Raw genomic sequence first — 23,000 nt, forward strand, 5'->3', positions numbered from 1 at the left:
TCTGTTACTGCTTCTTGGCCACGATCAGCCGGCCGTCGTTGATGTCGACCTCGCCGCCGGCGAGCACGATCGAGGCGCCCTGGCCGTTCGCGATCGTCACGCCCTTCTCGTCGACCTGGATGTACGCCCCGGTCGCTGCCTGGAGGCGGATACCGCTGCCGCCGTCCGGCACGTCGCCCATGACGAACTTGTGCCGGTCGGAGGTCTGGATCACCACGTTCTGGTGGGCGGGACCGCCGGTGAGCGCGTCGGGCGGCAGCTCGGACGTGTCGCCGTACCAACAGCCGGTCCAGATGGGGAAGCTGACGTCCCCCTGCTCGAACTCCACCCACACCCCGGCCCCTACGGCCGGGACCACGTACTGCCCCGACTGCGGGCCCGTGAACGGCAGGCAGGGCATGGCCCACGTGGACGTCTCGTCGCCCAGGACGTCCGGCACCTTGACCGTGACCCGCCCGATCCTCAGCGGGTCGTCATTGCCCACCACCCGCCCCCGGAACTTTCCGAGAAACCGGTTGTTCGGTCCTGCAGCCATGCGAGGTTCTCCTGGTCCTTTTCCGCTTCCGCTGTCGCGGCCGTCACGGTCGTACGGTGTCGCTCCGGGCGATGAGGCCCTCGCGCGAGAGCGTGAAGTTCTGCTGGTACGAGCCGGGCCTGATGGTGTGGGTGACGGACTTGACGAAGTAGTCGCCGTCGTACGTCACTCCGGCGCCGCGGACCCCGACCAGTTCGCGCGGCCGCAGGATGTACCCGTGCCGGTTCACGTCCAGGGATCCGGAGCCCGAGATGGCGTCGGCGGACAGCGCGGCCCGCGCCAGCAGTTCCGCCTGCGCCTGCGCCGACTCCTTCTTCGCCGTGCCGGCCAGCGTGCGGCGCTTGAGCGCGGGCGTGGCACGGCGGCCCAGCGGGGGGCGCAGCGGCCCGATGTCGGGCTGCGGCAGCAGCCGGCTGTCGCGGGTGGCGGGGTCCTGGACCCGGGCCTGCGGCTCCTCGCGGGCGGTCCCGTCGTACGCGAACGTCAGCTGGTCCACCGTCGAGTTGACGTCCATGTTCACGTTGAGCGCGTGCTGCCGCTGCCCGATCCGGGCCTCCGGGCCCCAGACGGCGGTGGAGTGACCGGGGCGGGGTCCTGGTTCGAGATAGAACGTGTACCCGTTCGCCCGGGCCAGCTCGTTCACGTAACTCAGGTCGGTGCCCGACTGGTAGTCGACCCTCAGCTGCTCACGCGGCGGCTGCTCGATCTGCTCCTGGAAGACGCGGGGCTCGATGCCGTAGTCGGCGTACTTGGCGAGGATGCGCGCGACACGTCCGGAGGGACGCAGATTCGGGTACCGGTCGGTGCGCTCCTCCAGGTCCATGAGGAGGGTGAGGTCCTCACCGGTCACCGTGAGGGTGGAGTGCCCCGGCTGATTACTCGCGCCGACCTCCTGCCGCACGATGAGGCCGTCGAGCAGTACCTGGGGCGTCCCCTTCACGCTCACGGAGAGGATCACCCGGGTCTTCGGGTCGAAGAACCCCTCGGGTAACAGCCGCCGCGACAGCGCGCCCTGCTTGGTGAGGTCGAACGCCATCTGGAACCCGCTGCGTTCACCCGCGGTGGCGGTGATCTGGGCGGACAGCAGCGCCTGGACGACCTCGGGCGGCACGGGCCGGGTCAGCCGTGGGCCCGTCTGCAGGGTGATGTGGATGGGCCCGGTCCCCACGGGCTGCTCAGACATACCGCGCCCCCGGCCCGGGGAAGCCCCCGGCATGCGGGACCGCGATGGCGCGGCCCGGCTCGTCGGTCAGTTCCTGCGGGTCGAGCACCGGATTGGCGTCGGCGATCTGCCACCACTGCCCGGGGTCCCCGAAGTACCGCTGCGCCAGCAGGTCGGGCCGGTCGCCGTTGCTGACGGTGTGCGGCGCGCTCTCCTGTGCCGTCTCGTCCAGCGGTGGAAGTAACCGCCGCTTGGCGTACCGCACTTCGGTCTCGTCCGCCATGCGGTGCACACCGATCTCGGCGTCGTGGTAGCGGCTGGAGCGCGGGTAGGGATGGGCGCCGGGGACGGCGTCCAGCGCGTTCTCGTACGGTTCGATGTCGGCCATGTCCTTCAGCCCCTCCCCATGACGGTGTTGCCCCCGGCCAGCCCCAGCGAGGCGAGCCCACCACTGCGCGCGGCCCGGGCGAGCTGCTCCTTCTGGGCGAGATGCGCCATGTACAGATCGGCCCCGCGGTGCCCGGCGGGCAGGTCGCTGACGCTGAGTACCTTCATGCCGATGCTGAGGCTCGCCCGGATCGGATTCAGGTTCACGTCGAACGCGGACTCGTTGATGGACAGTTCGGTGAGGCGCACGGGCATGACGCGCTTGCTGCCCCAGGTGAAGAGGGTGAGCGGCATCTCGATCGGGCTGATCTCGATGGTGCCCTTCTTGGAGAGACGGCTGGCCTCGCGCAGCTGGGCGGTGGTCGGATGCACCAGCATTTCGAGGGTGGCCAGCTCGGGGTGGATCCCGTCGGGGGCGGCGACCTCGAACTGGTCGGTGGCATCGATCTCGGCGGTGAACTTCCAGGTCTCCTGGGCGGGCCCCTTGAGGCGGAGGGCCTCGTTGCGGTCCCCGCTCCCACTGCCGCCTCCCCCGGAGTCACCGCTCCCGCCGGCGGACTGGGGCGCGAGGGAGCGTTCCAGGGTGTCGGGGTTGAACTGGAGGACGATGATGCGCTGGGGAGTGCCGCGTTCGGGGTCCACCACGACTATTCCGGAGCGGATGGGCTTGGGGATGTCTGCGTAGCGGGTCACAGTCGGGCCTCCGAGCGGGCACGCAGACCGGAGTAGTCGGCATTCGGAAAGATCTGCGGAAGGGCATCGATCATGTTCGTGATCCGGTCGGCTGTCCGCTGGAAGTCTTCGTCTCCCAGTGGGGCTTCGGTGAAGAGATGCTGCCAGCCGAACGCACCCTTGGTGAGGCGAAGGAGACCCATGTAGGTGCGGTAGTCGAGGTCCATCTTCCAAAGCCCCCGCAGGTGGTCGGAGAACCACACCTCGGGGTCGGTCACCCCGGCCTGCAGCCTGATCGCGGCGAACGATCCGGCTCCGGTGAACGGGGAATCGTCGATGACACGGAGTTCCTTTCCGATGCGCTGTTCCTTCTTCGAGTGGAATGAGGACTCGAATTCGGGCGGATCCTCGTTCACCGCCTGCGACAGGGGAATGAGATAGAACTCTCCGGTAACAAAGGGGTACGGCTCCACCGTCTGCCACTGGCTCCCGATCTCGGAAAACCGGACGGACCGCTCGTGAAGTGATGGGGCGAGGGACGGTCCGCCCTGCGGCTCTCCCTCGTCGGAGGGACGGTCCACCTGGGTGACGGGACCCTGGACATCCCGGAATACCTGCACCCCCGGACTCTGCCTGAGGTCCTCCTGAACCTGGGCCCATCCCTGTTCCCACTCCGTCAAGTTCGCCACTTCTCTCCTCTCTCTCCGCAATCGCCTAGAAGGTGAGCCGCTTCTTACGGGCGGCTCTCCTGAGTTGATTGAGCGCTTCCAGCCTGTTCTTGTGACTGCCCCCGGTGTGGGTCTCGTCGGACTCACCGGGCCGCAAGTGGTTTCCGCCGTTGAGTGCCCTGGTCAAGGCCCTCATATCGGCGAACGTCTTACTCCGCCCCCGGTTTGCCACCGTCATGGACGCTATGCGCTTGGCGAAGTACGAGCTGATTCCCGTCGCCCTGCGTATGACTTCCGCGCCATCGTGGTTCACGTTGGCGACAGGTGACGCCATGTCCTCCTTCTTCGGGGGCGGCTGGAACCCGCGCGACCACACACCGGCGGCCGGGTCCCGCTGCCAGTGACCGTTGGGATGGTCGTATCCACCCCAGGTGACCGACATGGAGTTCGGGAATCCCGGAAACGTGTCCTCGCTGTAGTAGGAGACATTGACGTCGTACCAGATCATCTTGTTGTCTTTCCCCTTCCACTTGGACTTCCGTACGACATTGCCGAGTGACTTGGCGGCAGGATGTTCCACAGCCGTTGCGGCGTCCTTGTTCTGGGTCCCACGCGCGGGAACGAGGTTGGAAGTAGTGGCTTCGCCCCCCAGCGGCGCGGGAAGCAGATGCATGCGCACCCACGCACCGCCTCTGCTGTGGGTCGGGGACACCGCGTCCCACCCCCTGGGCAACGCGTTCGGCCGGTCCACTGCTTCCGATCCCGCAGGCGTTGTCTTCTTGATGTGATGAGCTTTGAGACTCGAAGCCTTCTCCGGTCCGTCCTTGAATCGTGGAAGTTTCGTCGGCGGGAGCGGGGGCTCGACGGCGTTCTGCCGCCTCAGATAGTCGTTGTTGTCCTGGCCGCTCGTATGACCATTCGTTACGGGTGAAGTCGGGTTCAGCCTCGCGCTGACCTCGAAGTCCTGGTCCCGGGACTTGCTGAGGCTTGTGAGGCGGTAGTGGGCGCGGAGCCCTTCGAGCATGGCACGGTGAGACGACTGCGTAATTCCGCCCTCAAGCTTCGCGTTGATCACGGGGCGAATGCGAGCCACAATTTTCCGCAGGCGGTCAGCCTTGGAATCATCCTCTTCATCCTTGCGCCGATCCTTGTCCGAAGTGGATTTCGGCCTGCCTGAGCCAGGGCCGTTCCTGTCCTTCCCGGGATCCTGTCCGTCCTTGTCCTTGGCCGGGTCCTTGCCCTTGTCCTTCGGCTTCTTTCCGCCACTGTCCTTGTCCTTGGTCTTGGCGGGTTTGCCCGGGCCGTCCCTGTCGTCCCTCTTGGGCTTGTTCGGGTCCCGATCCTTCGGCTTGTTCGGGCTGCCTTTCTCGTCGGCCTTCGGCTTCGTGGAGTCCTTGGGCTTGCCCGGGGTGTCGTCCTTCGGCTTTACGGAGTCCTTGTCGGCGTCCTTCGGCTTCGTGGAGTCGTTGTCCTTCGGCTTGCCCGGGGTGTCGTCCTTCGGCCTGGGCTTCGTGTCCGGCTCGGTCCTCGGCTTGGCCGGCGGCTTCGGCTTGGGCTTCGGGGACGGGGTCGGGCGGGTGTCCGGCTTGGTGCCGTCCTTGTCCTTGCCCTTGCCCGGGGTGGTCCTGGGCTTCCCGGGCTTGGTGAGGTCGGGCTTCGGAGTCGTGGTGTTGGGGCGGTTACCCGGGGCGGCCGTGTCCTTCTTCGGGTCCTGGTTCTGGTTCTTCTTGTCGCCGCCCTTGTCGTCGGAGCCCGTGCCGTCCTTGTTCTTGTCCCCGCCCTTGTCCTTGTCCTTGCCGAGCTTCGCCGCGACGCCCTTGAGGCGCTTGCCCACCTTCGAGACGTACTTGCCGATGCCGGTCATCAGCGCCTGGTAGAGGACTTCGAGCAGGGCGACCACGCCCGCCGCGACCGCCTTGGCGAAGAGGATCCCGGCGCCGCCGCTCCGGACCGACTTCAGCCAGTCCAGGACCATGCCCAGCGCGCTCAGGATGGCGCTCAGCGCGCCCCAGGCCGTGCGGATGGCGTCGATGACGGCCATCACCCAGCCCGCGCCCGGGATCAGCTTGGCGACGATCTTTGTCATGACCAGCTCGCCGATGATCAAGGGGAGTTGGGGGACGACGGCGTCCCAGGCCTCCTTGACGATGTCTTCCATCTTGATGCCGCCCTTGAGCAGCTTGTCCAAGATGGCCTTCGGGACGCCGATGATCTCCTGGATCTTGTCGTTGAACCACTGCTTGACGGCGGCCTTGACCTCCCGGAACAGGTGGTTCTTCGCGCCGTCCACCGCCGAGTTCTTGGCGCCGCCCAGCCAGCCGCCCGGGTCGGAGAGGAAGTCGACCGCGATCAGCATCCAGTCGCCGAGCGCGCTCAGCAGCTTCGAGGCGAAGTCCATGACCGCTTTCACGGCGGCCACGACCGCCTTCACCGCGGCCTGGAGCATCTTCTTGAGGAAGTCCAGGATGCTGCTCAGTAGCCTGCCGATGGCGTCCAGCAGATCGGTGATGATCTGCTTCAGCGCTGTGGCGAGCCTGTTCACGAGGGCGATCGCGGCAGCGATCAGCCCCGTGATGAACTTCCTGATGAGGTTGGCCAGTTCGACGATGGCCCGGACCATCGCCTTCGCGAACTCGATCAGATCGTCGATCAGGTTCTTGATCGCGTCGACGATGAACTTCCGCGCCTCGTTGATCCAGCGCTCGACCGTCTCCTTGAAGTTCTTGATGAAGCCGACGACCGCGTCGCGCGCCGCTTTGATGACGCGGACGATCGCGTTCTTGATGTCGATGACCTTCTGCTTGATCCAGTCGAAGGCCTTGCTGACCCAGTTGCCCGAGTCCTCGACGCTGTCGTCGCGCTGCTTCTCCGCGTCCTTCTCGGCCTTGGTGTTCTCGTCCTGGATCTTCTTGTCGCCGTCCTCCTTCTCCTTGACGACGTCCTCGTCGGTCTTCTTCTCCTTGTCCTTGACGTCCGTGCGGACCTTCTCGTGCCGCTCGGTCTTCTTGGTGCCGAGGGTCTTGAGCTCCGCGTCCTGCTCCGTGCGCCAGTCGGTGCGCTCGGCGGTGACCTCGTCCAGGGCCTTCTCGCGCTCGCCCGCCTGGCTCTTGGTGTTGGCCGCGATCTCCGTGTCGACCTTCGCCTTGTGCTTCTGCTGCGAGTCGCGGAAGTCCCTGTCCTTGGTCTGCCGACCCTCGGACATGCCCTTCTGGCCGTCACTGAACGCGGCCTGGAACTGCGGCCCTTGTTCGTGCTCGGCCACTTCGGAGGCCGCCTCCGGCGGTACGGCCCCGGTTCCGGCACTCCCGTCGGGCGCACCCCCGTTGCCGCCCTGCCCGCCGGGCACCTTCGCCGTCATCTGCTCCTTGGGAGCGTTGGGGTAGACCTGGTTCTCCCCCATCGGGCGGGCCGCGTCGTCCTTGCCCGTCGCCACCGCTTCCTGGCCCTTGGTGTCGACAGCGGTGCCCTGCTCGCCTGCCGTCTGCTCGGCGGCGCCCTCCATCTCGACGCCCGGCGCGTTGCCCGCCTGGGCCTTCTTCAGCGCTTCGTCCTTGGTCGGCAGCCCGGCGAACTTGGCTGCCAGCTCGGACGCGTCCACCTCGAAGCCGACCCAGCTCAGGACCTTGCCGATGCCGAAGCCCAGGGCCATCTTGAAGGTGTCCCAGCCGCCCGGCTCCTCCGCCTTCTCCGCCTCGATCTGACCCTCGGGCTCCTTGGCCCCCTTGACCTCGGCCTTCTCGTCCTTCGGGGCCTCGGACCTGGCCGCCGGATCCTGGGAGTACTGGGCCGGTGCGTCGGCCTTCGGCTTGCCCTCCAGGGTCTGCGGGGCGCCGGCGGGGCGCTGCATCGAGGGCGGCGCGGCCGCGAGGGTCTTGTGCTCGTCGCCGACGGTGCGGTCCACGGAGCCGCTCACGCCGGTCATCGCCTGAAGTGCCTTGTGCGGCTTGAGCTTCGAGGCAGTGGCCAGGCCCGCTTCCGGTGCCACGCCGGAGAGGTTCGGGGCCGCCCCCGAGTCCTTCCTGCCCTTGCCCCTGCCCGGTCCGGCCGCCTTGGCCCCGCCGCCTCCGCCGCCTCCACCGCTCGATCCCTTGGGGGCGGGGGCCGGCTTGGATGCCGCTGCCTTGGGAGCCGGTGCGGCCTTCGCCGCACTCGGGGCGTCGGGAGCCTTCGTGGTTTCCGGCGCTGCGGTGGGCGCAGAGGCTTTCGGGGCCGGGCTCTCCGTACGAGGAGCGGGCTCGCTCTTCGCCGGGCCGCTGTCCGACGACTCGCTCGGTGCTCCACCGGACGTATCCACGTTGGACCCGCCGGAGACATGCGTGTCCCGTGCGGGCGAGGGGGCCTGCGAGTCCGCCGTCGGTTCGCTCCGGCCCGCCGGATCCGCGTCCGTCTTCTTCTGCTCCTCCCTGGCCGCGGGCTCGGGCGCCGCCGCGTTTCCGGCCACGGCCTGCGGCGAGGCCTTCTCCTGCGCACCGGCCGCCGAGCCGGCCCCCGCGGGAGTCCCCTTCTCCTCCTTGGCGGCCGCCTCCTTGTCGTCACTTCCGGCTTCCGACTTGCCCGGCGCCTCCTGCACCGTCGTCTGCGCGGCGACGGGACCGGCCTTCGGGTCGGCGCCGCTCTTCGGGTCGCGCGAGTCTGTCACCGGCCGTACCTCGGCGGCCTGTTCCAGGGCGAGTCCGCCGAGCTGTGTGTCTCCCTGCGTGCCTTGGTCCGCCTCGGCCGACGGCTCCGTACCGGAGGGTGGACCGGCATCGTCCTGCCCGGGCTCGGACTCCGCCGCAGCATCCTCGGCGTCCTCCGCGTCCTCCGCGTCCCGCTCGGCCTGCACCTGGTCGGCCTTGGTCACCGGCGGTGCGGGGAACGACGGGACGGTCCCGGCGGCGGACGAGGAGGGGTCCAACTTGTCCGCCGTCGGTACGGCGGACATGTCGAGGTCCTGCGCGGGCAGGAAATCCTCCGGCTTGAGCTTGACGTCCCAGGCGCTCGGCTCCCCGCTGCCTGCCTCCACCTCCGACTCGCTGCCGGAGCCGAACGGATCGTCGTCGGACGTCTCCTCCGGGCCGTCGAGATCCTGGTTGCGTACGCCGTCGAGCGTGCTGAACGCACCGGGTAGCTGGGTGTCCTTGCCTGCCGCGGACGGAGTGCCCGCGGGCTTCTCCGAGCCTCCCCTGTCCTCCTGCTTCAGCTGCTGCCCCGCCACGAGCGCATCGACCGCGCCCGGACGGTTCTTGGCCGCGGACTCCTCCTTGCTCACGGCCGGGGCGCTCTGCTGCTCCTGGCCGCCTGCCTGGCCCTCGTCGGAGCCCGCGGCCGGCCTTCCGCCGCCCTCGGACCTTCCGCCCGAGGGCGAGGAAGAGCTGGAGGACGCAGACGACGCCTGCTGCTGGGGTGTGGCAGCCGGTGCCGCCGAAGCAGCACCCGGGTCCTGCTCCTTCGCCTGTTCCAGCTCGCCGCCCCGCGGAGCGGATTCGTTCTCCGGGGTACTGCCGGGAGCGCCACCCTCGTCGTCCTGGTCCTTCTCCGGACCCGGCGCGGGCGCGGGCTGCTGTTCCTCCTCCCGCTGCTCCTCGGCCGACCGCTGCTCGGTTTCCCGCTCGTACCGCAGTTCCTGGACCGGGTCGTTCTCCACGCCAGGGGCCTCGAGCGAGTTCCGCTCCAGGTCGTCGTAGGCCTCGACCTCGTCGACGAGGTCGAGCACCCGCTCGTGCTCCGAGCTGAGCAGCCTGGTCTCCAGGCGCTCCAGCACGGTGTCCTGCAACTCCTCCGGCAGCCGTACCAGTTGCCTGCGGGTGCGCTTGGACCGGTCCTCCGGGTCGCCGCGCAGCGAGCGTACGACCGAGTTGGCCAGCCGCTCCACGAGCGTCGCCGGATCGATCTGTTCCAGCCGGTTCCGGTCCGCGTCCACGGTCGCGTACCGCAGCCAGCCCGGCGTCGGCTGCCCCTCCTCGACCCGGGTCCCGGGCTCACCGTCCCGTACGGACTCCTGGGCCGCCGACTCCGCCTCGCGCTCCATCGCCTGTTGCGGGAGGCTCACTTCGCCCAGGTCACGCCCGGCGCGCAGCGCACCCAGACCGTGCGGGTTCTGCACCGTGTGCAGCAACTCGTGGGCCAGCAGGCGCTGACCGTCCAGGGTGCCTGGGCGGTACGCACCCTCCCGGAAGAAGATGTCCTGGCCGACCGCGACCGCGTCCGCGCCGAGCATCTCGGTGAGCGCGGCGGCGTCCGGGTCGTTGTGCAGCCTTACCCGGCTGAAGTCGTGCCCGAGCTGTTCCTCCAGTTCGCGGCGCACGCTCAGGTCGAGCGGCTGGCCGGCGCCGCTGACGATGTTCTTCGGCTCGGGCGCCCGGGACGCGGCGCGCTCCTTGCGCTTCCGGCGCCTGGCGGACTGGTCCGACCGCGTCTCCTGCGAGTGGGACGTACTCATCGCGTCACCTCGCCCCCGCCCGAGAGACCTGTGTGCACCGCGCGCGCCAGTTCCTGGCCGAGGCGTCGCGCCGAGAGCGACGCGGGCAGCGGGGGCAGTCCCACCAGGGCGTCCAGCGCCTGTCCGCCGTCCGCGGCGATCGGCACGCCCCGTTCCCGTACGAGTCGGCCCAACTCGGCCTGGAAGGACTCCGACACGCGTTCCGGGTCCACCCGGCCGAACCCGTCGAGCACCAGCTCGCCGATGTCCACCCGTACCGTGCGCTGCTGCTCGTTCAGACCCATCCGTGCACCTCCGACGGCGTCAGGGAACGGTCGAGCTTCAGGTACTCGGTACGAGCGGCCTCCAGCATGTGGCGCATCTGGAGCCGGTCGCCCTCCTCCGCGGCGAGGAACGCACCCGACAGTGCGATGTTGCGGATGGAGCCGCCCGCCACGGTCAGCCGGGCCAGCAGCTCCGGATCGACGCCCTTCATGGGCGCCCGCGCGGGCAGCACCCTGCGCCAGATCTCGGCGCGCTCGCTCTCGCCGGGGAACGGGAAGTCGACGACGAAGCGGATGCGGCGCATGAACGCCGTGTCCAGCGCCTGCTTCATGTTCGTCGTGAGGATCGCGAGACCCCGGTAGGCCTCCATCCGCATCAGCAGGTAACTGACTTCGAGGTTGGCGTACCGGTCGTGGCTGTCCTTGACCTCGCTGCGCTTGCCGAACAGCGCGTCGGCCTCGTCGAAGAGCAGGAGCGCCCCGCCCTGCTCGGCGGCGTCGAAGACCTTGCGCAGGTTCTTCTCCGTCTCACCGATGTACTTGCTGACCACCTGGGAGAGATCGATGACGAACAGATCGAGGCCCAGCTCCTTGGCCATGACCTCGGCGGCGAGGGTCTTGCCGGTGCCGGAGCCGCCCGCGAAGAGCGCGGTGACGCCCAGCCCCCGGCGCAGCGTCCCGGCGAAACCCCACTCCTGGTACACGGTGGGCCGCTGCCGCACATGCGCGGTGATCTCTCGCAGGACGCGCAACTGCCTTTCGGCCAGCACCAGATCGCCCCACGCCGCCTGCGGCTCGATCCGGCGGCCCAGCTCGTCCATGCCCATCCGGGCCTCGGTCAGACCCGCCTGCCAGGCCAGGCCGGTCGCGTCCAGCTCGTCCTCGCCGGGCAGGTCCCGGGCCACGGCCGCGCCGGCCGAGCGGACCAGATGCGGAGGCAGTGAGAACTGGGCCACGAGGTCGCGCAGATCACCCTCCGACACGTCCGGTACGTCGGCGAACGCATCGGCCCACACCCCGAGTTGCTCGTCCGCGTCGAGCGGCGGAACGGTGACGCGCTCACCGCGGGGGCGGGCGGTCTGCCGAGGATCGGGGCTCGACACGACCAGCGGCACAGCGGCGCTCTCGACGAACGCGTCGGTGGCGGCGGCCTGTTCACGGTCCATGTCGCCGATCTCCACCAGCAGCGCCGCGGGCAGCAGAATCGCCTCACGCTGCCACAGGCGGGCCAGCAGGTCGCGTTGGGCCGGAGCGGCGGGAAGGTCGGCGGCCGACATCTCGTAGAGGCCGAGTCCCGAGCGGCGGGCCGCGACCGCGGCGATGTCCGCGCGGGTACGGAGATCTCCCCCGACCAGCTCGACCCGGAGCGGCGCACCGCGCCCGGCCCCTGCCCAGCCTGCCGCGACCCGGCTCGCCGCGAGGTCGTAGGAGGCGGGCAGCGAGTCCGGCACGGCGGTCCGGCGCAGCAGCCCGTGGAGCCGTGCGTCCAAGTAGGGCGATCCGACCAGGAAGTGCAGGATCCGCTCGTCGAGCCGGAGCCGGGACGTCGTCAGCCTCGTCTCGTCGTCGAGCTCGACGATGCGCCAGCGCCGCAGCGGGGCGACGGGGGTGAGGGCGCTCCAGTGCGGATCGCCGAGGGCGGCGAGGGCGAGCGAGAAGGTGGGGTGGGCGCGCTCCGGGTCCCCGCAGGCCGCGGCGCAGCGGGCGGCCGTGGTGGGTTCGAGTTCGGCTGCCGCCGCCAGCAGGACGATCTCGCGCTCGAAGGGGCTGAGGCCGAAGCAGGCGGCAAGCGCGTCGAGGGCGGCGGGGCCTGGTGGTGCGGCCAGGACGGCGCCCGCCGCGGGGGTGGTGCCGGATCCGGGTTCGGGTTCGTTCCGTGCGGGCCGCCCGCCTCCTGCAGCATCGGCTGCCCCGGCCGCATCCGCTGCCCCGGCGGTCGCACGCCCGGCGTGGGCGTCGACGCGGGCGAGTACGGCGTGGACGGCCGCCAGAAGCGCACGTCCCTGCGCTGCCGCGTCGCGGCTCTCGCTCCGACCGGCCTCTTCGTACGTACCCATGTCCTCACCCCCCGTGTTCCGCACTTCGGCTCAGCTCTTGTCGTCCGGCGCAGGTGTATCGCTGCCGGCCGCCCTGCGGGGACGAGGCGGAGCGGTACGCCGGGCAGCCGCCTTGGTGGACTTGGCGGGGGCCTTGGTGGAGGCCTTCGCGGGGGCCTTCGTCACCGCTGCGGCCTTCTTCGCCGTTGCCTGCTTCGCCGCCGCGTTCCTGCCCTCGGGCGGACGGGACGTGTCCTCGTCCGCCCCCTCCGCAGCGGCGACGGGAGCCTCGGGCGGCACGGGAGCACCCGGTGCCCCGAACGGCAGCACCCGTACCGTGCGTCGCTCCACCGGCTTCGCCGGGACCGGCTTCTCCCGGCCCTCGATCACCACCAGCGATGCCTGGTAGGCCACCGACAGGGTGTAGGGCGTCTGGTGCAGCATTCCCCAGAGCTTGGACGTCTCGTCGATGTCCATGACCGTCGGCGTGAAGCGCACCTTCTGCAGCGAGTCCGCCAGATCTGTGCCCGCCAAATGCGGTCGATCGGCGGCCAGTTCGATCAGTTCGCGCGGCAGTACCGGAATTTCGTGCAGCGTGCGTATCACGCAACCCAGCAGTCGCTGCCCGACCAGCTCCGTCTCCTCCCCGTACGCGCTGATCACGTAGTGCAGGTCCAGCGGCGCGGCGGCGCGGTTGCGCAGCGTTCCGTCGGCGGCGCGCGTCGGCAGGTCGTTGTTGCGCATCGCCGCGTTCGGCGTCACCTGGTAGAGGAACACCGTGATCGTCGGCTCGCTCGGCGGCTCCGACGGTGGCTTGCGGGTCTCCACCTTGACCGCGATGTCCATCTCGGGCCCCAGGTTGCTCTCGATCAGCAGGGCGAGCGCCTGGGTGACCGTGGCGACGGCGAGTGCGTTGCTCATGTCGTCAGTCCCTCTTCCCGCCGCGCGACAGGTAGTCGGCCAGCGTCAGTACGGGGGCAGGCCTTCCGGCCGGCTGTGCGGGGCGTCCGGCCGGTGATCCGTGCGCTCCGGGTGGCGGCGCCGCACTGACCTCCAAGCGGCCGATCTGCACGTGTACGACGCGCTCGGCCGGCCGCGGGGCGCGCCGCCCCACCGAGGCGAGCGCCGCTCCGCGCGCGGCGGCGGTGTCGGAGTCGCGTGGCGTGGGGAGCGCTGCCGCACGTGGCGGTGCGGCGGCCCGTGCCGGTGCCGCCGCTGTGACGGGCGCCGGCGTCGTGTCGTCCCGCGCGGACTGCTGCCCGCGGCGCTCGGCCCGTGTGCCGTCCGTCCCCCTGGGCCGGGTCTTCGGCGACGGAGCCGCCCGGTGCCGCAGAAGGGGTGCCGGGCCCGCGGCCGCGGGCCGGACCGGCTGCCCCGGCTCAGCGGGCTGCGGGGCCTGTTCGGTACGCACCACGGTGTGCCGCTCGGTGTGCACCTCCCGGGCGGGCCGGACCGGGAGGTCCGGGTTCGTGGCGGCCTGGGGAGCGGAGGGCAGCAGCGCGGCCGGCTCGTCCGGCTCGGGCTGCCCGTACCGCAGTGCCTCGGCCCGCTCGAACGGGCCGGACAGCCGTGGCCGCACCCGCACGCCGGTGTCATCGGTGGCCGCGGCCACCGGTGTGTACCGGGCGAGCAGCCGGTCGAAGTAGTCAGGCATCGGTGCACAGCTCCAGGTAGTAACGGCGCCGGGTGGGACTCAGCGCCAGAATTTCCGGCTCGCTCCACCCGTAGGCGGTGGCGAGCAGATGGACATCGAGGAGCAGGTCCCTTGCCCAGGTGTCCAGTTCGGTCCACAGGTAGAAGGTGATGTCCAGTTCGGCCGGGGTGGCCTCACCGCATTCGGGGCACGCCACGTTCAGCGTCACCTCGGCCGTCGGGTCGGCCTCGGCGGCCTTCTCGGCGATGAGCCGCTCCACCCGTGGGGGCAGCAGAGCGGACAGCTGATCGACGTCGACGCGCTCCCCGCCCCGCAGGGCCCGCACGGTGCAGCCCGTCACGAGCAGCCGGCGGGCCTCGGCGGGGGAGGCTGCCCCGCCGGCCGCCGCGAGGTCGGCGACGGTGGGCAGCCGGAACTCGACCACCCAGTCGTCCTCCGCCACCCGCAGCAGTCGGTCCCCCGCCGCCGGACGCACGCCCAGTGCACCGGCGTCGAGGTCGAACTCCATGGCCTCGCCGCAGGCCCCGCACTCGACCCGCACCTGCATCCGCTCGCCGAACAGCGACCGGCGCAGCGCGAACAGATCGGCCTCCCGCTCGCCGACCGGTACCGACAGCAACTCGTCGGCACCGGCCGCCGGGCGGGCCGCCCGGTGCAGCAGCAGCGACCTCTCCGCCGCGCCCAGGGCCAGCCCGGTCTCCCAGGCGGCCAGCAGCTCGGCGGGCCCCACGGGGGCTGTTCCAGGGATCACGACGACGTTCAGGCCGGGTGGGTGAACGACGGCTCGACCGGTTCCGGAATCTCGTAGTCCCGTTCCCAGCCCTCGCACTCCAGTTTCACGCTCTGGATGGCGACGGCATTGGCGTTCGCGTCGAGCTCGCCCATGACCTGGTACTCGCTGACCCAGGCCCGGTAGAGCTTGTGCGAGACGGCCACCTGCCCGGCCTCGTTGAGCACCTGGATGATGATGTCCTTGCGGAAGTCCCGGAGCGAGACCTCCGAGCCGAGCCCGGCGCCGACCTGCCAGACCTTGTTGGCCCAGCGGTCGAACTCGGGATCGTGGGTGACACCTCGCTCGAGCGTGACGCCCTCGAACTCGGAGCGGCCCGGCGACTTGCGCGGTGAACTCGGGTCACCGCCGTGGCGGTGCTTGACCACTTCGGTGGTGCGCTTCAGTGGACTGATCTTGCTGATACCCGCGACCGTTCGACCGTCCCAGAGGACCAGGAACTTGAAATTCTTGTAGGGGTCGAAGCGATGGGCGTTGATCTGGAACTCAGCCATCGGTTTCCTTCGTGTTCCTTTTCCTTGGTTACGAGAGGTCGAACTGCCCGGCGAACTGCTGGATCTTGACGATCACGAACTCCGCGGGCTTGACCGGCGCGATTCCGATCACGACGTTCACCACTCCGCGCTCGATGTCGGCGTCGGTGGTGGTGTCCTTGTCGCACTTCACGAAGTACGCCTCGCGCGGTGTGCCGCCCTTGAAAGCGCCCTGCCGGAAGAGGTCGTGGAGGTAGGCCGACGCCTTGAGCCGGATCTGCTGCCAGAGCTGCTCGTCGTTGGGTTCGAAGACGACCCACTGCAGACCGCGGAAGAGGCTCTCCTCGACATGCAGCGCGAGCCGCCGCACGGGTACGTACTTCCATTCGCTGTCGAGCGCGTCCGCGCCCTCGAGCGTGCGGGCGCCCCAGACCAGCGGCCCCACCACGGGGAAGGTGCGCAGGCAGTTCACGCCCAGCGGATTGAGCAGCCCGTTCTCCCGGTCGGTCAGCTTTACCGTCAGCGACCGGACCCCGGCGAGGCGCGCCTCGGTCCCGGCCGGCGCCTTCCACACGCCGCGCTCGCCGTCCGTACGGGCGATCACACCGGCGACGGCACCCGACGGCGGGAAGGAACGCAGCCGTCCGGTGAGCGGGTCCGTGAGCTGCAGATGCGGGAAGTACAGCGCCGCATGGCTGCTGCGTACGGGCTCGAACGCGCCGATCCCGGCCCGCGCGGCGTCGACGTTGCCCCACGTCGAGGGAGAGTCGACGAGCAGGAGGATCCGCCGCTCCTGGCAGAGCTGCTCGGCCGCGGACAGGACGGTGACCATGTCCTCGGTGGACTCGTACGCCGACAGCTCCGGCAGGACGAGGAGATTGACGTCGTCCACGTCGCGCAGGGCCTGCACGCCGGTCTTGCGCGCCTCGCTGCCGATGAGGTCGCGCGGCCCGGGCGGATCGCCGTCCTTGCCGCCCTCCAGCGGGAAGACGGGCGGGTTGACCGAGGCCTCGAGCCCCAGGTCGTTGGCGCACTCGCCGACGAAGCGGACCACGTCGTCCGGGTCGACGGACCCGGCGACGACCTGGAGCCGCCGGCCGAAAGCGGCGACCTCGGCCCCGGCGAAGGCGTGCTTCCCCGGAGCGTCGGGCAGCGCGCGCAGCTTGCGCTCCAGCAGGAGGGCCAGCTCGACGACGTTGCTCGGCGGCTCACCGTCGCGGTCGGGCTCGAAGAGCGTGAACTCACGCTCCACATCACCGATCTTGACTTTCAACTCGACGTTCAAGTGCGGCAGTTCCGCCGCGAAGGGCTTGGAAACCGTGCCGGAAGGGTCGGGCCGGTCCTCATCGAGAGCCTTCACCCGGACGAGGGAGGAACCCGCGTTGACCACTGTCTCGACGAAGCGGCCGTGACCGGCGCTCATCGAGAGGCCGGTGAAGGACTCCCGGGCTCCGCCGCGCGCGTCGAGGACATGGAGGTTGAACGTCCTGTCCGGTGCCGGGGTGTCGTGGTCGACGGCCACCCGCAGGCCCGAGCCCCAGACTCCGGGCTCCCTGGCGTGCACCTCCAGCACCGGGCACTCACTGCGGCCCTCGGTGGACTGGAGCGTCACGCAGGCGTCCTCACCGGTGCCGGCCTTGGCCACACGGACGATCACCGCGAAGGTGCCGCCGTTGCCGAAGAACTGGTGCACCGCGTAGCTGAGGGCGCTCTGCGAGGTGAGGCCGCCGAAGCGGCGCTCGAAGTCGGCGAAGCTGGTGACCCGTACAGGTTGGTTGAGCGGACCCCGGCGTGTGTGTCCCACGAACGCGGTCACCGAGGTGGTGACCGAGGCGATCGTACGGATGCTGCTGGGAAGTTCTTCGATGTAAACACCGGGATAGCCCATGTGCGTCGGCATTCCCCCTCCATTCCCTTCGCGCACCAAGAGATGAGAGGAGAGGTGAAGGAATTGCGTGCGCGCGCCAAAATCCGCACACATAATCCCCCCGCGCGTTTCCCCCGTTGTTCACCCCGTGCGATATCGGTCTCGCAGGGCCATCCGCATCCGTGTGCGCTGGTGGCTCCTGATGCATGAGTGCCTCTTGCGAGTGTGTATCGCGCCCGGAGAGCCGGTCAAGGTGGTGATTCGGTCATCCGGCAGGAGGGTCCGACCGGATCCGCAATAAATGATTCGGCATGGTCAGAGGATTTCCCTATGAGCATATGAAGATTCAGTTCACCATCGCTTCACAGAAAAGTCTGGGCCCGCGAGAGAATCAAGCCGAATTGACTCGATGACGGCGCGCCGCCGTGCGCCCCACCCCGAGGAATGGCCATTTGGTTCGAATACCGGACAGACGGTCGCACTGTGGGTACGCGTGGGCCGCCGGGACTGCGGGCCGGGGCCGGGGCGGCGGGGGTGGTGCGCCAGGTACCGTAGGGAGAACGATTTCGTGGGCCTCCTGGCGGGCTGCGTACACCCAGGAGGAACACATGACGACGAACCGCGGGCGCAAGGACGTCATCAGGGACCGGATGGCCGCGACAGGCGAGTCGTACAACGTCGCCGCGCGCAATCTGAAGGCCATGAAGGACATGGGCGCGACCCGCGAGGCCAGGCTGATCCAGCGCTGGCAGCCGGCGGAGTCACTGGATGTGCCCTGTCCGTGCGGCGGCACCTGCGAGCCGGGCGAGACGTGCGATCACTGCCATGCCCGGCACCTGCACGTGAAGCGGTATCCGGGCAGCGTCACGGACGTGGAGATCTGGGCCGACCGCTACGAGTGCACCGGCTGCTCGTCCTCGTACACCCTGACCGTGCGGCTGGCCGGCCGGCCGTGGGGCGTCGCGGAGACGGTGGTCCAGGGCGGGTCCGCCGAGGAAGTCGTGCGGGCCCGGGTGTTCCCCGGCGTCGCGCACCCGCTGCTGCGCCCCGAGGCGCCCGCGGAGCCCGAGGAGGACTGACCGGCGGCGCCCGGGCAGGGCCGGCCGACGGCGCCCGCGGAGTCCCAGGAGGACCGACCGCGGCGCCGCCCCGTCCCCGTGCTCAGCTCTCGTCCGGCGCCAGGGTCAGCGAGATCGAGTTGATGCAGTAACGCTGGTCCGTGGGCGTGTTGTAGCCCTCGCCCTCGAAGACGTGGCCCAGGTGCGAGCCGCAGCGGGCGCAGCGCACCTCGGTACGGGCCATGCCCAGGCTGTTGTCCTGGATCAGCTCGACCGCGTCCGTGTCCTTCGGGTCGTAGAAGGACGGCCAGCCGCAGTGCGACTCGAATTTGGTGTCGGAGCGGAACAGCTCCGCCCCGCAGGCGCGGCACGAGTAGACGCCCGCGGTCTTGGTGTCGGTGTACTCACCCACGAACGCGGGCTCGGTGCCTGCCTTGCGCAGCACCGCGTACTCGGCGGGGCTCAGCTCCGCCCGCCATTGCTCGTCGGGCTTCTCGACGTCGTACGACACGGTGGCTCCTCAGCTCGACAGGTGGTCCAGGATCTGCGGGCCGAGGTCGGTGACATCGCCCGCTCCCATCGTGAGAACCAGATCGCCCGGCTTCGCCATTCCCGCGATGACGGCGGGGATCGCCGCCTTGTCGTGGACGGCCGTGACGTCGGCCCCGGCCGCCTTCGCGGCGTCGACGATCAGGGTGCTGGTGATGCCCGGGATCGGGTCCTCACGGGCCGGGTAGATGTCCAGGACCACCGACGCGTCGGCGAGGGCGAGCGCCTGGCCCATCTCGGTGCCGAGCTCCTGGGTGCGGGAGAAGAGGTGGGGCTGGAAGACGACCAGGAGGCGGGCCTCGGAGGCCGCGCCGCGCATGGCTTCCAGGTCGGCGGTCATCTCCGTGGGGTGGTGCGCGTAGGAGTCGATGACCTGGACCCCGGCGGCCTCGCCCTTGAGCTGGAGACGGCGCTTGACGCCGGTGTACTTGCCGATGGCGGAGGCCAGGTTGTGTGCCGGGATGCCGAGGGCGACACCGGCGGCGAGGGCCGCGACCGCGTTGTGGGCGTAGTGACTGCCGGGCACCGAGACCGTGAAGGTGAGGTACTTGCCGCCCAGGACGACGGTGACCTCGCTGGTCAGCCCGCGCGGGGTGACCTTGTGGACCCGTACGTCCGCGGTCTCCGACTCGCCGTAGGTGACGACGTTGAGCGAGGAGATGTCGCGGACCCGCTGGACCAGTTCCACCGCGCCCTGCTGGTCGGCGGAGACGACGAGGGTGCCACCGGGGACGATCTTGCCGACGAACGTCTCGAAGGAGTCGTAGATCTCCTCCATCGACGCGTAGTTCGCGTGGTGGTCCAGCTCGACGTTGAGGACGATCGCGACCTCGGGGTCGTACTTCTGGAAACTGCGGTCGCTCTCGTCCGCCTCGGCGACGAAGATGTCGCCGCCGCCGTGCGCGGCGTTCGTGCCCGGACCCTCCAGGTCGCCGCCGATGGCGTACGAGGGGTCGAGGGCCAGCTCGGACAGGGCGACGGCGAGCATCGACGTGGTGGTGGTCTTGCCGTGCGTACCGGCGACCGCGATGGCGCGCAGGCCCTCCATCAGGGCGGCGAGCGCGTCGGAGCGGTGCACGACGGGCACGGACAGTTCGGCGGCGCGGACCAGCTCGGGGTTGTCCGGGCGGATGGCGCTGGAGACGACCACGCAGGACGCGTCGTCCGCCAGGTGACCGGTGGCGTGCCCGATGTGGACGGTGACCCCCAGCGCCCGCAGGGCCTCGGCGGTGGCGGACTCCTTGGAGTCGCTGCCTGCCACCTTCGCTCCTCGCTGGGCGAGGATCTTCGCGATGCCCGACATCCCGGCGCCGCCGATGCCGATGAAGTGCGGCCGTTCAAGGGCGGCAGGAATACCGGGTGCCATGCGTGTGTCTCCCGAAGGTGTGACGTGGATGTGGTCCGCCCAGCCTATTCGCTGTGCGCGAAGAGCTTGAGCACCGGTACGCCGACCTTGTGACGGGCCCGGGACGCCCAGTCGCGGTGGAAGAACTCCTCCACGTAGTGCGGTGCGGTGAGCACGATGACCTCGTCGGCCCCGGAGTCGTCGACCACGGTCTTCAGCTTGTCCAGGGGGTGGTCCTCGATCACTTGTCCGACGGCTTCGGACCCTGCTTTGCGCAGTTCCTGGAGCGAGTACTCCAAGGCGACCGCGGCAGGCTCCTGCGCCGCCCTGCCCTCCGGCTCCTCGCCCTCGCGGGCCGCTTCTCTCAGTTCGCCGAGCGCCACGTCGTCGATCGCCCGCAACAGGACATCGGCCTGGTCACCGCGTGGCTGCATCAGTACGACGAACGAGATCTGCTCCTCGCCGTGGAGGGTGGTGACGAACTCCACGTCCTCGGGAGTGAGGGGCTTCTCGATCATCAAAACGCTTGTGAACACGGCAGGCGCCCTTCCGTTTCATCTCATCGGCCCCGGACGGCCGCTGCTGCTGAAACCATCCTTCCCCGCAATTGCACGGGGTCTGCAGGACTAAGTGTGCCCACCCGAAGCTAACCGGAACGGGAAATTCCGCTAAGTGTCAGATCTTCCCGTACCGGGTGAAGAGGAATCCCGCCTCTTCCAGCAGGGATGTGAGGGAGAAACGTTCCGGCAAGGTCACTCCGGGGCCTCCCGCGATGCGCTGCGCATCCCCCGCGGTGAGCATCGGGGACACCGTCAGACAGAGCTCGTCCAGCACCCCGGCCGCCACGAACTGGCCCAGCAGCCTCGGTCCGCCCTCCGTGAGCAGCCGGGTGAGGCCGCGCGCGGCCAGTTCCGCAACCGCCCGCGCCGGCTCCACGGCCGCGCCGTCCCCGGCGATCAGCACCTCGGCACCGGCGTCCCGGGCCGCTCGGATCCGGTCGGAGGGTGCCGCCGCCCCGGTGATCACCAGGGTCGGGACCAGGGGCGAGACGAAGAGCGGGAGCGAGAAGTCCAGGTCCAGGCTCGCGCTCACGACGGCGATCGCGGGGGCGGGGCCCTGCCCGGCCGCCGCGCGCCGGGCGGCGAAGGCATCGCGGGCCCGGGCGGGCCGGTAGCCCTCCAGCCGCACCGTCTCCGCGCCGACGACGATCACATCGGCCAGCCCGCGCAGGGTGCCGAAGATCCGCATGTCCGTCGCGCTGGAGATGCCCTGGGAGCGGCCCTCGTGCTGGGCCGCACCGTCCAGGGTGGAGACCATGTTGGCGCGCAGCCAGGGGCGGGTCTCCCCGGGGTACGCGTAGGCGTCGGCCAGCTCGTCGAGTGTCCACTCGCGATCGCTGGCTGCGGATGTCCTCCCGGCGGCATCTGCCGGGTCCGCGATTGTCAGGTCCGTCACAGGGAGCAGGCGTCGCATGCCCCGCAGTCTGGCACGGCCCTTAAGGTGGAGAGTTGTGTCGTCCTCCACCGCCGTGCCGGGGCAGAGCCCCATAGCCGAAACGGCCCCGCAGTCCTTGTGCGCCCTCGAGCCGCGCGTCCCCGCCGACCGCCTGGTCGCGGAGATGGTGCCGCCACCGCGCTTCGACTCGGTGCGTTTCGATACGTACGTACCCGACCCGAACCAGCCGAGCCAGACCGAGGCGGTCAAGGTCCTCGGCGAGTTCGCCGGCGGGCTCGGCGGCGCGCACGCCACCGGCGCGGGCAGGCGCAAGTGGTTCAGCAAGAAGCCCACGCCGCCCACCGGCCCTCGGGGTGTCTACCTCGACGGCGGCTACGGCGTCGGCAAGACCCACCTGCTGGCCTCGCTCTGGCACGCCACTCCGGCCGCCCCCTCGCTCAAGGCCTTCGGCACGTTCGTCGAACTGACGAATCTGGTCGGTGCGCTGGGCTTCCAGCAGACCGTTCAGACCCTGAGCGGCCACCGGCTCCTGTGCATCGACGAATTCGAACTGGATGACCCGGGCGACACGGTCCTGGTGTCGTCGCTGCTCAGCAGGCTCGTCGAGGCGGGTGTCGCGCTGGCCGCCACCTCGAACACCCTGCCCGGCAAGCTCGGCGAGGGCCGTTTCGCCTCCGCCGACTTCCTCCGCGAGATCCAGGGGCTTTCCTCGCACTTCCGGCCGTTGCGGATCGACGGCGAGGACTACCGTCACCGCGGGCTGCCCGAGGCCCCGCCGCCGTACTCCGACGAGCAGGTCACCCGGGCCGCGTACGCCACCCCGGGCGCCGCCCTGGACGACTTCCCCGGCCTGCTCGACCACCTCGCCCGGGTCCATCCGAGCCGCTACGGAGCACTGACGGACGGCATCACGGCGGTCTGCCTGACCGATGTGCAGCCGGTGCCGGACCAGTCGACGGCCCTGCGTCTGGTGGTGCTCGCGGACCGGCTGTACGACCGTGAGGTCCCGGTGCTCGCGTCCGGTCTTCCGTTCGACCAGCTGTTCAGCGACGAGATGCTGAACGGCGGGTACCGGAAGAAGTACTTCCGGGCGATCTCCCGGCTGACGGCACTGGCGCGTGACGCAAAGGGACTGGTGGCGCAGTAGGTTCGTGGGCGTACCGCGTACGAGGAGCCTCACGGCACCGCGTACGCCCCGTATATCCGCGCACACCGTTTGAAGGGATCCAGCATGGCTACCACGCGTCAGGCGCACACGGTCTGGGAAGGCAACCTGCTCGAGGGCAAGGGCGTTGTCACCCTCGACTCCTCCGGGATCGGGGAGTACCCGGTCTCCTGGCCCTCCCGCGCGGAGAAGGCGAACGGCAAGACCAGCCCGGAGGAGCTCATCGCCGCAGCGCACTCCAGCTGCTTCTCGATGGCTCTGTCCAACGGCCTGGCCAAGGCGGGCACCCCGCCGACCAAGCTGAACACCCAGGCGGAGGTCACCTTCCAGCCCGGTACCGGCATCACCGGCATCCACCTCACCGTGGAGGGCGAGGTCCCGGGTCTGGACGAGGCGGGCTTCGTGAAGGCCGCCGAGGACGCCAAGGTGAACTGCCCGGTCAGCCAGGCGCTGACGGGCACGACGATCACGCTCAGCGCTTCGCTGGCCTGATCCCACCT

20 protein-coding genes are annotated in these 23,000 nt (G+C 69.9%); 3 read left to right on the forward strand and 17 right to left on the reverse strand.

All coding sequences use genetic code 11. The features are described from left to right. Nucleotides 1-4: 4 nt before the first annotated feature. From OG257_RS08840 to OG257_RS08900, 13 genes are all read right to left on the reverse strand, one after another. Nucleotides 5-535 carry a phage baseplate assembly protein V gene (locus OG257_RS08840; protein WP_329206294.1) on the reverse strand — a complete coding sequence of 177 codons (531 nt, stop codon included), beginning with the start codon at nt 533-535 and terminating at the stop codon, nt 5-7. Nucleotides 536-578: 43 nt separating this feature from the next. Next, nucleotides 579-1,718, reverse strand: a complete 1,140-nt coding sequence (locus OG257_RS08845; protein ID WP_329206296.1) for a hypothetical protein — start codon at nt 1,716-1,718, stop codon at nt 579-581. After that, nucleotides 1,711-2,085 carry a hypothetical protein gene (locus OG257_RS08850; protein WP_329206297.1) on the reverse strand — a complete coding sequence of 125 codons (375 nt, stop codon included), beginning with the start codon at nt 2,083-2,085 and terminating at the stop codon, nt 1,711-1,713. The genes OG257_RS08845 and OG257_RS08850 overlap by 8 nt, the downstream gene beginning before the upstream one ends. 5 nt (nt 2,086-2,090) lie before the next feature. Further along, nucleotides 2,091-2,777 carry a hypothetical protein gene (locus tag OG257_RS08855; RefSeq protein WP_329206299.1) on the reverse strand — a complete coding sequence of 229 codons (687 nt, stop codon included), beginning with the start codon at nt 2,775-2,777 and terminating at the stop codon, nt 2,091-2,093. After that, nucleotides 2,774-3,376 (reverse strand): hypothetical protein, encoded by a 603-nt coding sequence (locus OG257_RS08860; protein WP_329206301.1) that lies wholly within the window; start codon nt 3,374-3,376, stop codon nt 2,774-2,776. Before OG257_RS08860 ends, OG257_RS08855 begins: the two co-directional genes overlap by 4 nt. Nucleotides 3,377-3,470: 94 nt before the next feature. Continuing rightward, complete coding sequence (locus OG257_RS08865; protein WP_329206302.1) at nt 3,471-9,845, reverse strand: eCIS core domain-containing protein; 6,375 nt, start codon at nt 9,843-9,845, stop codon at nt 3,471-3,473. Further along, nucleotides 9,842-10,129: a hypothetical protein gene (locus OG257_RS08870; RefSeq protein WP_329206304.1), complete on the reverse strand. Its 288-nt coding sequence runs from the start codon at nt 10,127-10,129 to the stop codon at nt 9,842-9,844. The genes OG257_RS08865 and OG257_RS08870 overlap by 4 nt, the downstream gene beginning before the upstream one ends. Next, nucleotides 10,120-12,165, reverse strand: coding sequence for an ATP-binding protein (locus tag OG257_RS08875; RefSeq protein ID WP_329206306.1), 2,046 nt, complete (start codon nt 12,163-12,165; stop codon nt 10,120-10,122). Before OG257_RS08875 ends, OG257_RS08870 begins: the two co-directional genes overlap by 10 nt. A 30-nt stretch (nt 12,166-12,195) precedes the next feature. After that, complete coding sequence (locus OG257_RS08880) at nt 12,196-13,065, reverse strand: DUF4255 domain-containing protein (RefSeq protein WP_329206308.1); 870 nt, start codon at nt 13,063-13,065, stop codon at nt 12,196-12,198. Nucleotides 13,066-13,069: 4 nt separating this feature from the next. Next, on the reverse strand, nt 13,070-13,798 hold the full coding sequence (locus OG257_RS08885; protein ID WP_329206310.1) for a hypothetical protein: 729 nt from the start codon (nt 13,796-13,798) through the stop codon (nt 13,070-13,072). Next, nucleotides 13,791-14,549 carry a T4 family baseplate hub assembly chaperone gene (locus OG257_RS08890; RefSeq protein ID WP_329206311.1) on the reverse strand — a complete coding sequence of 253 codons (759 nt, stop codon included), beginning with the start codon at nt 14,547-14,549 and terminating at the stop codon, nt 13,791-13,793. The genes OG257_RS08885 and OG257_RS08890 overlap by 8 nt, the downstream gene beginning before the upstream one ends. 8 nt (nt 14,550-14,557) lie before the next feature. Beyond that, on the reverse strand, nt 14,558-15,082 hold the full coding sequence (locus OG257_RS08895) for a phage tail protein (RefSeq protein ID WP_329206313.1): 525 nt from the start codon (nt 15,080-15,082) through the stop codon (nt 14,558-14,560). Between the two features lie 28 nt (nt 15,083-15,110). Beyond that, nucleotides 15,111-16,961 (reverse strand): phage tail sheath C-terminal domain-containing protein, encoded by a 1,851-nt coding sequence (locus tag OG257_RS08900; RefSeq protein ID WP_329206315.1) that lies wholly within the window; start codon nt 16,959-16,961, stop codon nt 15,111-15,113. Between the two features lie 575 nt (nt 16,962-17,536). On the opposite strand from OG257_RS08900, the gene OG257_RS08905 reads away from it, so the two are divergent. Further along, a complete protein-coding gene (locus tag OG257_RS08905; RefSeq protein ID WP_329206317.1) occupies nt 17,537-18,007 on the forward strand; it encodes a hypothetical protein in 471 nt (156 codons plus the stop codon). An 82-nt stretch (nt 18,008-18,089) separates the two neighbouring features. Here the strand turns inward: OG257_RS08905 and msrB are convergent, their stop codons facing one another. From msrB to OG257_RS08925, 4 genes are all read right to left on the reverse strand, one after another. Continuing rightward, on the reverse strand, nt 18,090-18,497 hold the full coding sequence (gene msrB / locus OG257_RS08910) for a peptide-methionine (R)-S-oxide reductase MsrB (protein WP_329206318.1): 408 nt from the start codon (nt 18,495-18,497) through the stop codon (nt 18,090-18,092). A gap of 9 nt (nt 18,498-18,506) precedes the next feature. After that, on the reverse strand, nt 18,507-19,901 hold the full coding sequence (murC, locus tag OG257_RS08915) for a UDP-N-acetylmuramate--L-alanine ligase (protein WP_329206320.1): 1,395 nt from the start codon (nt 19,899-19,901) through the stop codon (nt 18,507-18,509). A 44-nt stretch (nt 19,902-19,945) separates the two neighbouring features. Next, on the reverse strand, nt 19,946-20,398 hold the full coding sequence (locus tag OG257_RS08920; RefSeq protein WP_329206322.1) for an indole-3-glycerol phosphate synthase: 453 nt from the start codon (nt 20,396-20,398) through the stop codon (nt 19,946-19,948). A 157-nt stretch (nt 20,399-20,555) separates the two neighbouring features. Then, entirely contained in the window at nt 20,556-21,353 is a 798-nt protein-coding gene (locus OG257_RS08925; protein WP_329206323.1) for a pyrimidine reductase family protein, read from the reverse strand. 37 nt (nt 21,354-21,390) lie between these two features. Here OG257_RS08925 and zapE point away from each other — a divergent pair, with 37 nt between their 5' ends. Next, nucleotides 21,391-22,482, forward strand: a complete 1,092-nt coding sequence (gene zapE / locus OG257_RS08930; protein ID WP_329206324.1) for a cell division protein ZapE — start codon at nt 21,391-21,393, stop codon at nt 22,480-22,482. 84 nt (nt 22,483-22,566) lie between these two features. Further along, nucleotides 22,567-22,992, forward strand: coding sequence for an OsmC family protein (locus OG257_RS08935; protein WP_329206326.1), 426 nt, complete (start codon nt 22,567-22,569; stop codon nt 22,990-22,992). Nucleotides 22,993-23,000 lie beyond the last annotated feature (8 nt).

It is taken from the genome of Streptomyces sp. NBC_00683 (genome assembly GCF_036226745.1).
Classification (GTDB): domain Bacteria; phylum Actinomycetota; class Actinomycetes; order Streptomycetales; family Streptomycetaceae; genus Streptomyces.

Bases quoted from the DNA above. Each gene is read 5' to 3' on its own strand.
- OG257_RS08840 (WP_329206294.1), bottom strand. From the start codon at position 535: ATGGCTGCAGGACCGAACAACCGGTTTCTCGGAAAGTTCCGGGGGCGG.
- OG257_RS08845 (WP_329206296.1), bottom strand. From the start codon at position 1,718: ATGTCTGAGCAGCCCGTGGGGACCGGGCCCATCCACATCACCCTGCAG.
- OG257_RS08850 (WP_329206297.1), bottom strand. From the start codon at position 2,085: ATGGCCGACATCGAACCGTACGAGAACGCGCTGGACGCCGTCCCCGGC.
- OG257_RS08865 (WP_329206302.1), bottom strand. From the start codon at position 9,845: ATGAGTACGTCCCACTCGCAGGAGACGCGGTCGGACCAGTCCGCCAGG.
- OG257_RS08870 (WP_329206304.1), bottom strand. From the start codon at position 10,129: ATGGGTCTGAACGAGCAGCAGCGCACGGTACGGGTGGACATCGGCGAG.
- OG257_RS08875 (WP_329206306.1), bottom strand. From the start codon at position 12,165: ATGGGTACGTACGAAGAGGCCGGTCGGAGCGAGAGCCGCGACGCGGCA.
- OG257_RS08880 (WP_329206308.1), bottom strand. From the start codon at position 13,065: ATGAGCAACGCACTCGCCGTCGCCACGGTCACCCAGGCGCTCGCCCTG.
- OG257_RS08885 (WP_329206310.1), bottom strand. From the start codon at position 13,798: ATGCCTGACTACTTCGACCGGCTGCTCGCCCGGTACACACCGGTGGCC.
- OG257_RS08895 (WP_329206313.1), bottom strand. From the start codon at position 15,082: ATGGCTGAGTTCCAGATCAACGCCCATCGCTTCGACCCCTACAAGAAT.
- OG257_RS08900 (WP_329206315.1), bottom strand. From the start codon at position 16,961: ATGCCGACGCACATGGGCTATCCCGGTGTTTACATCGAAGAACTTCCC.
- OG257_RS08905 (WP_329206317.1), top strand. From the start codon at position 17,537: ATGACGACGAACCGCGGGCGCAAGGACGTCATCAGGGACCGGATGGCC.
- murC (WP_329206320.1), bottom strand. From the start codon at position 19,901: ATGGCACCCGGTATTCCTGCCGCCCTTGAACGGCCGCACTTCATCGGC.
- OG257_RS08920 (WP_329206322.1), bottom strand. From the start codon at position 20,398: ATGATCGAGAAGCCCCTCACTCCCGAGGACGTGGAGTTCGTCACCACC.
- OG257_RS08925 (WP_329206323.1), bottom strand. From the start codon at position 21,353: ATGCGACGCCTGCTCCCTGTGACGGACCTGACAATCGCGGACCCGGCA.
- OG257_RS08935 (WP_329206326.1), top strand. From the start codon at position 22,567: ATGGCTACCACGCGTCAGGCGCACACGGTCTGGGAAGGCAACCTGCTC.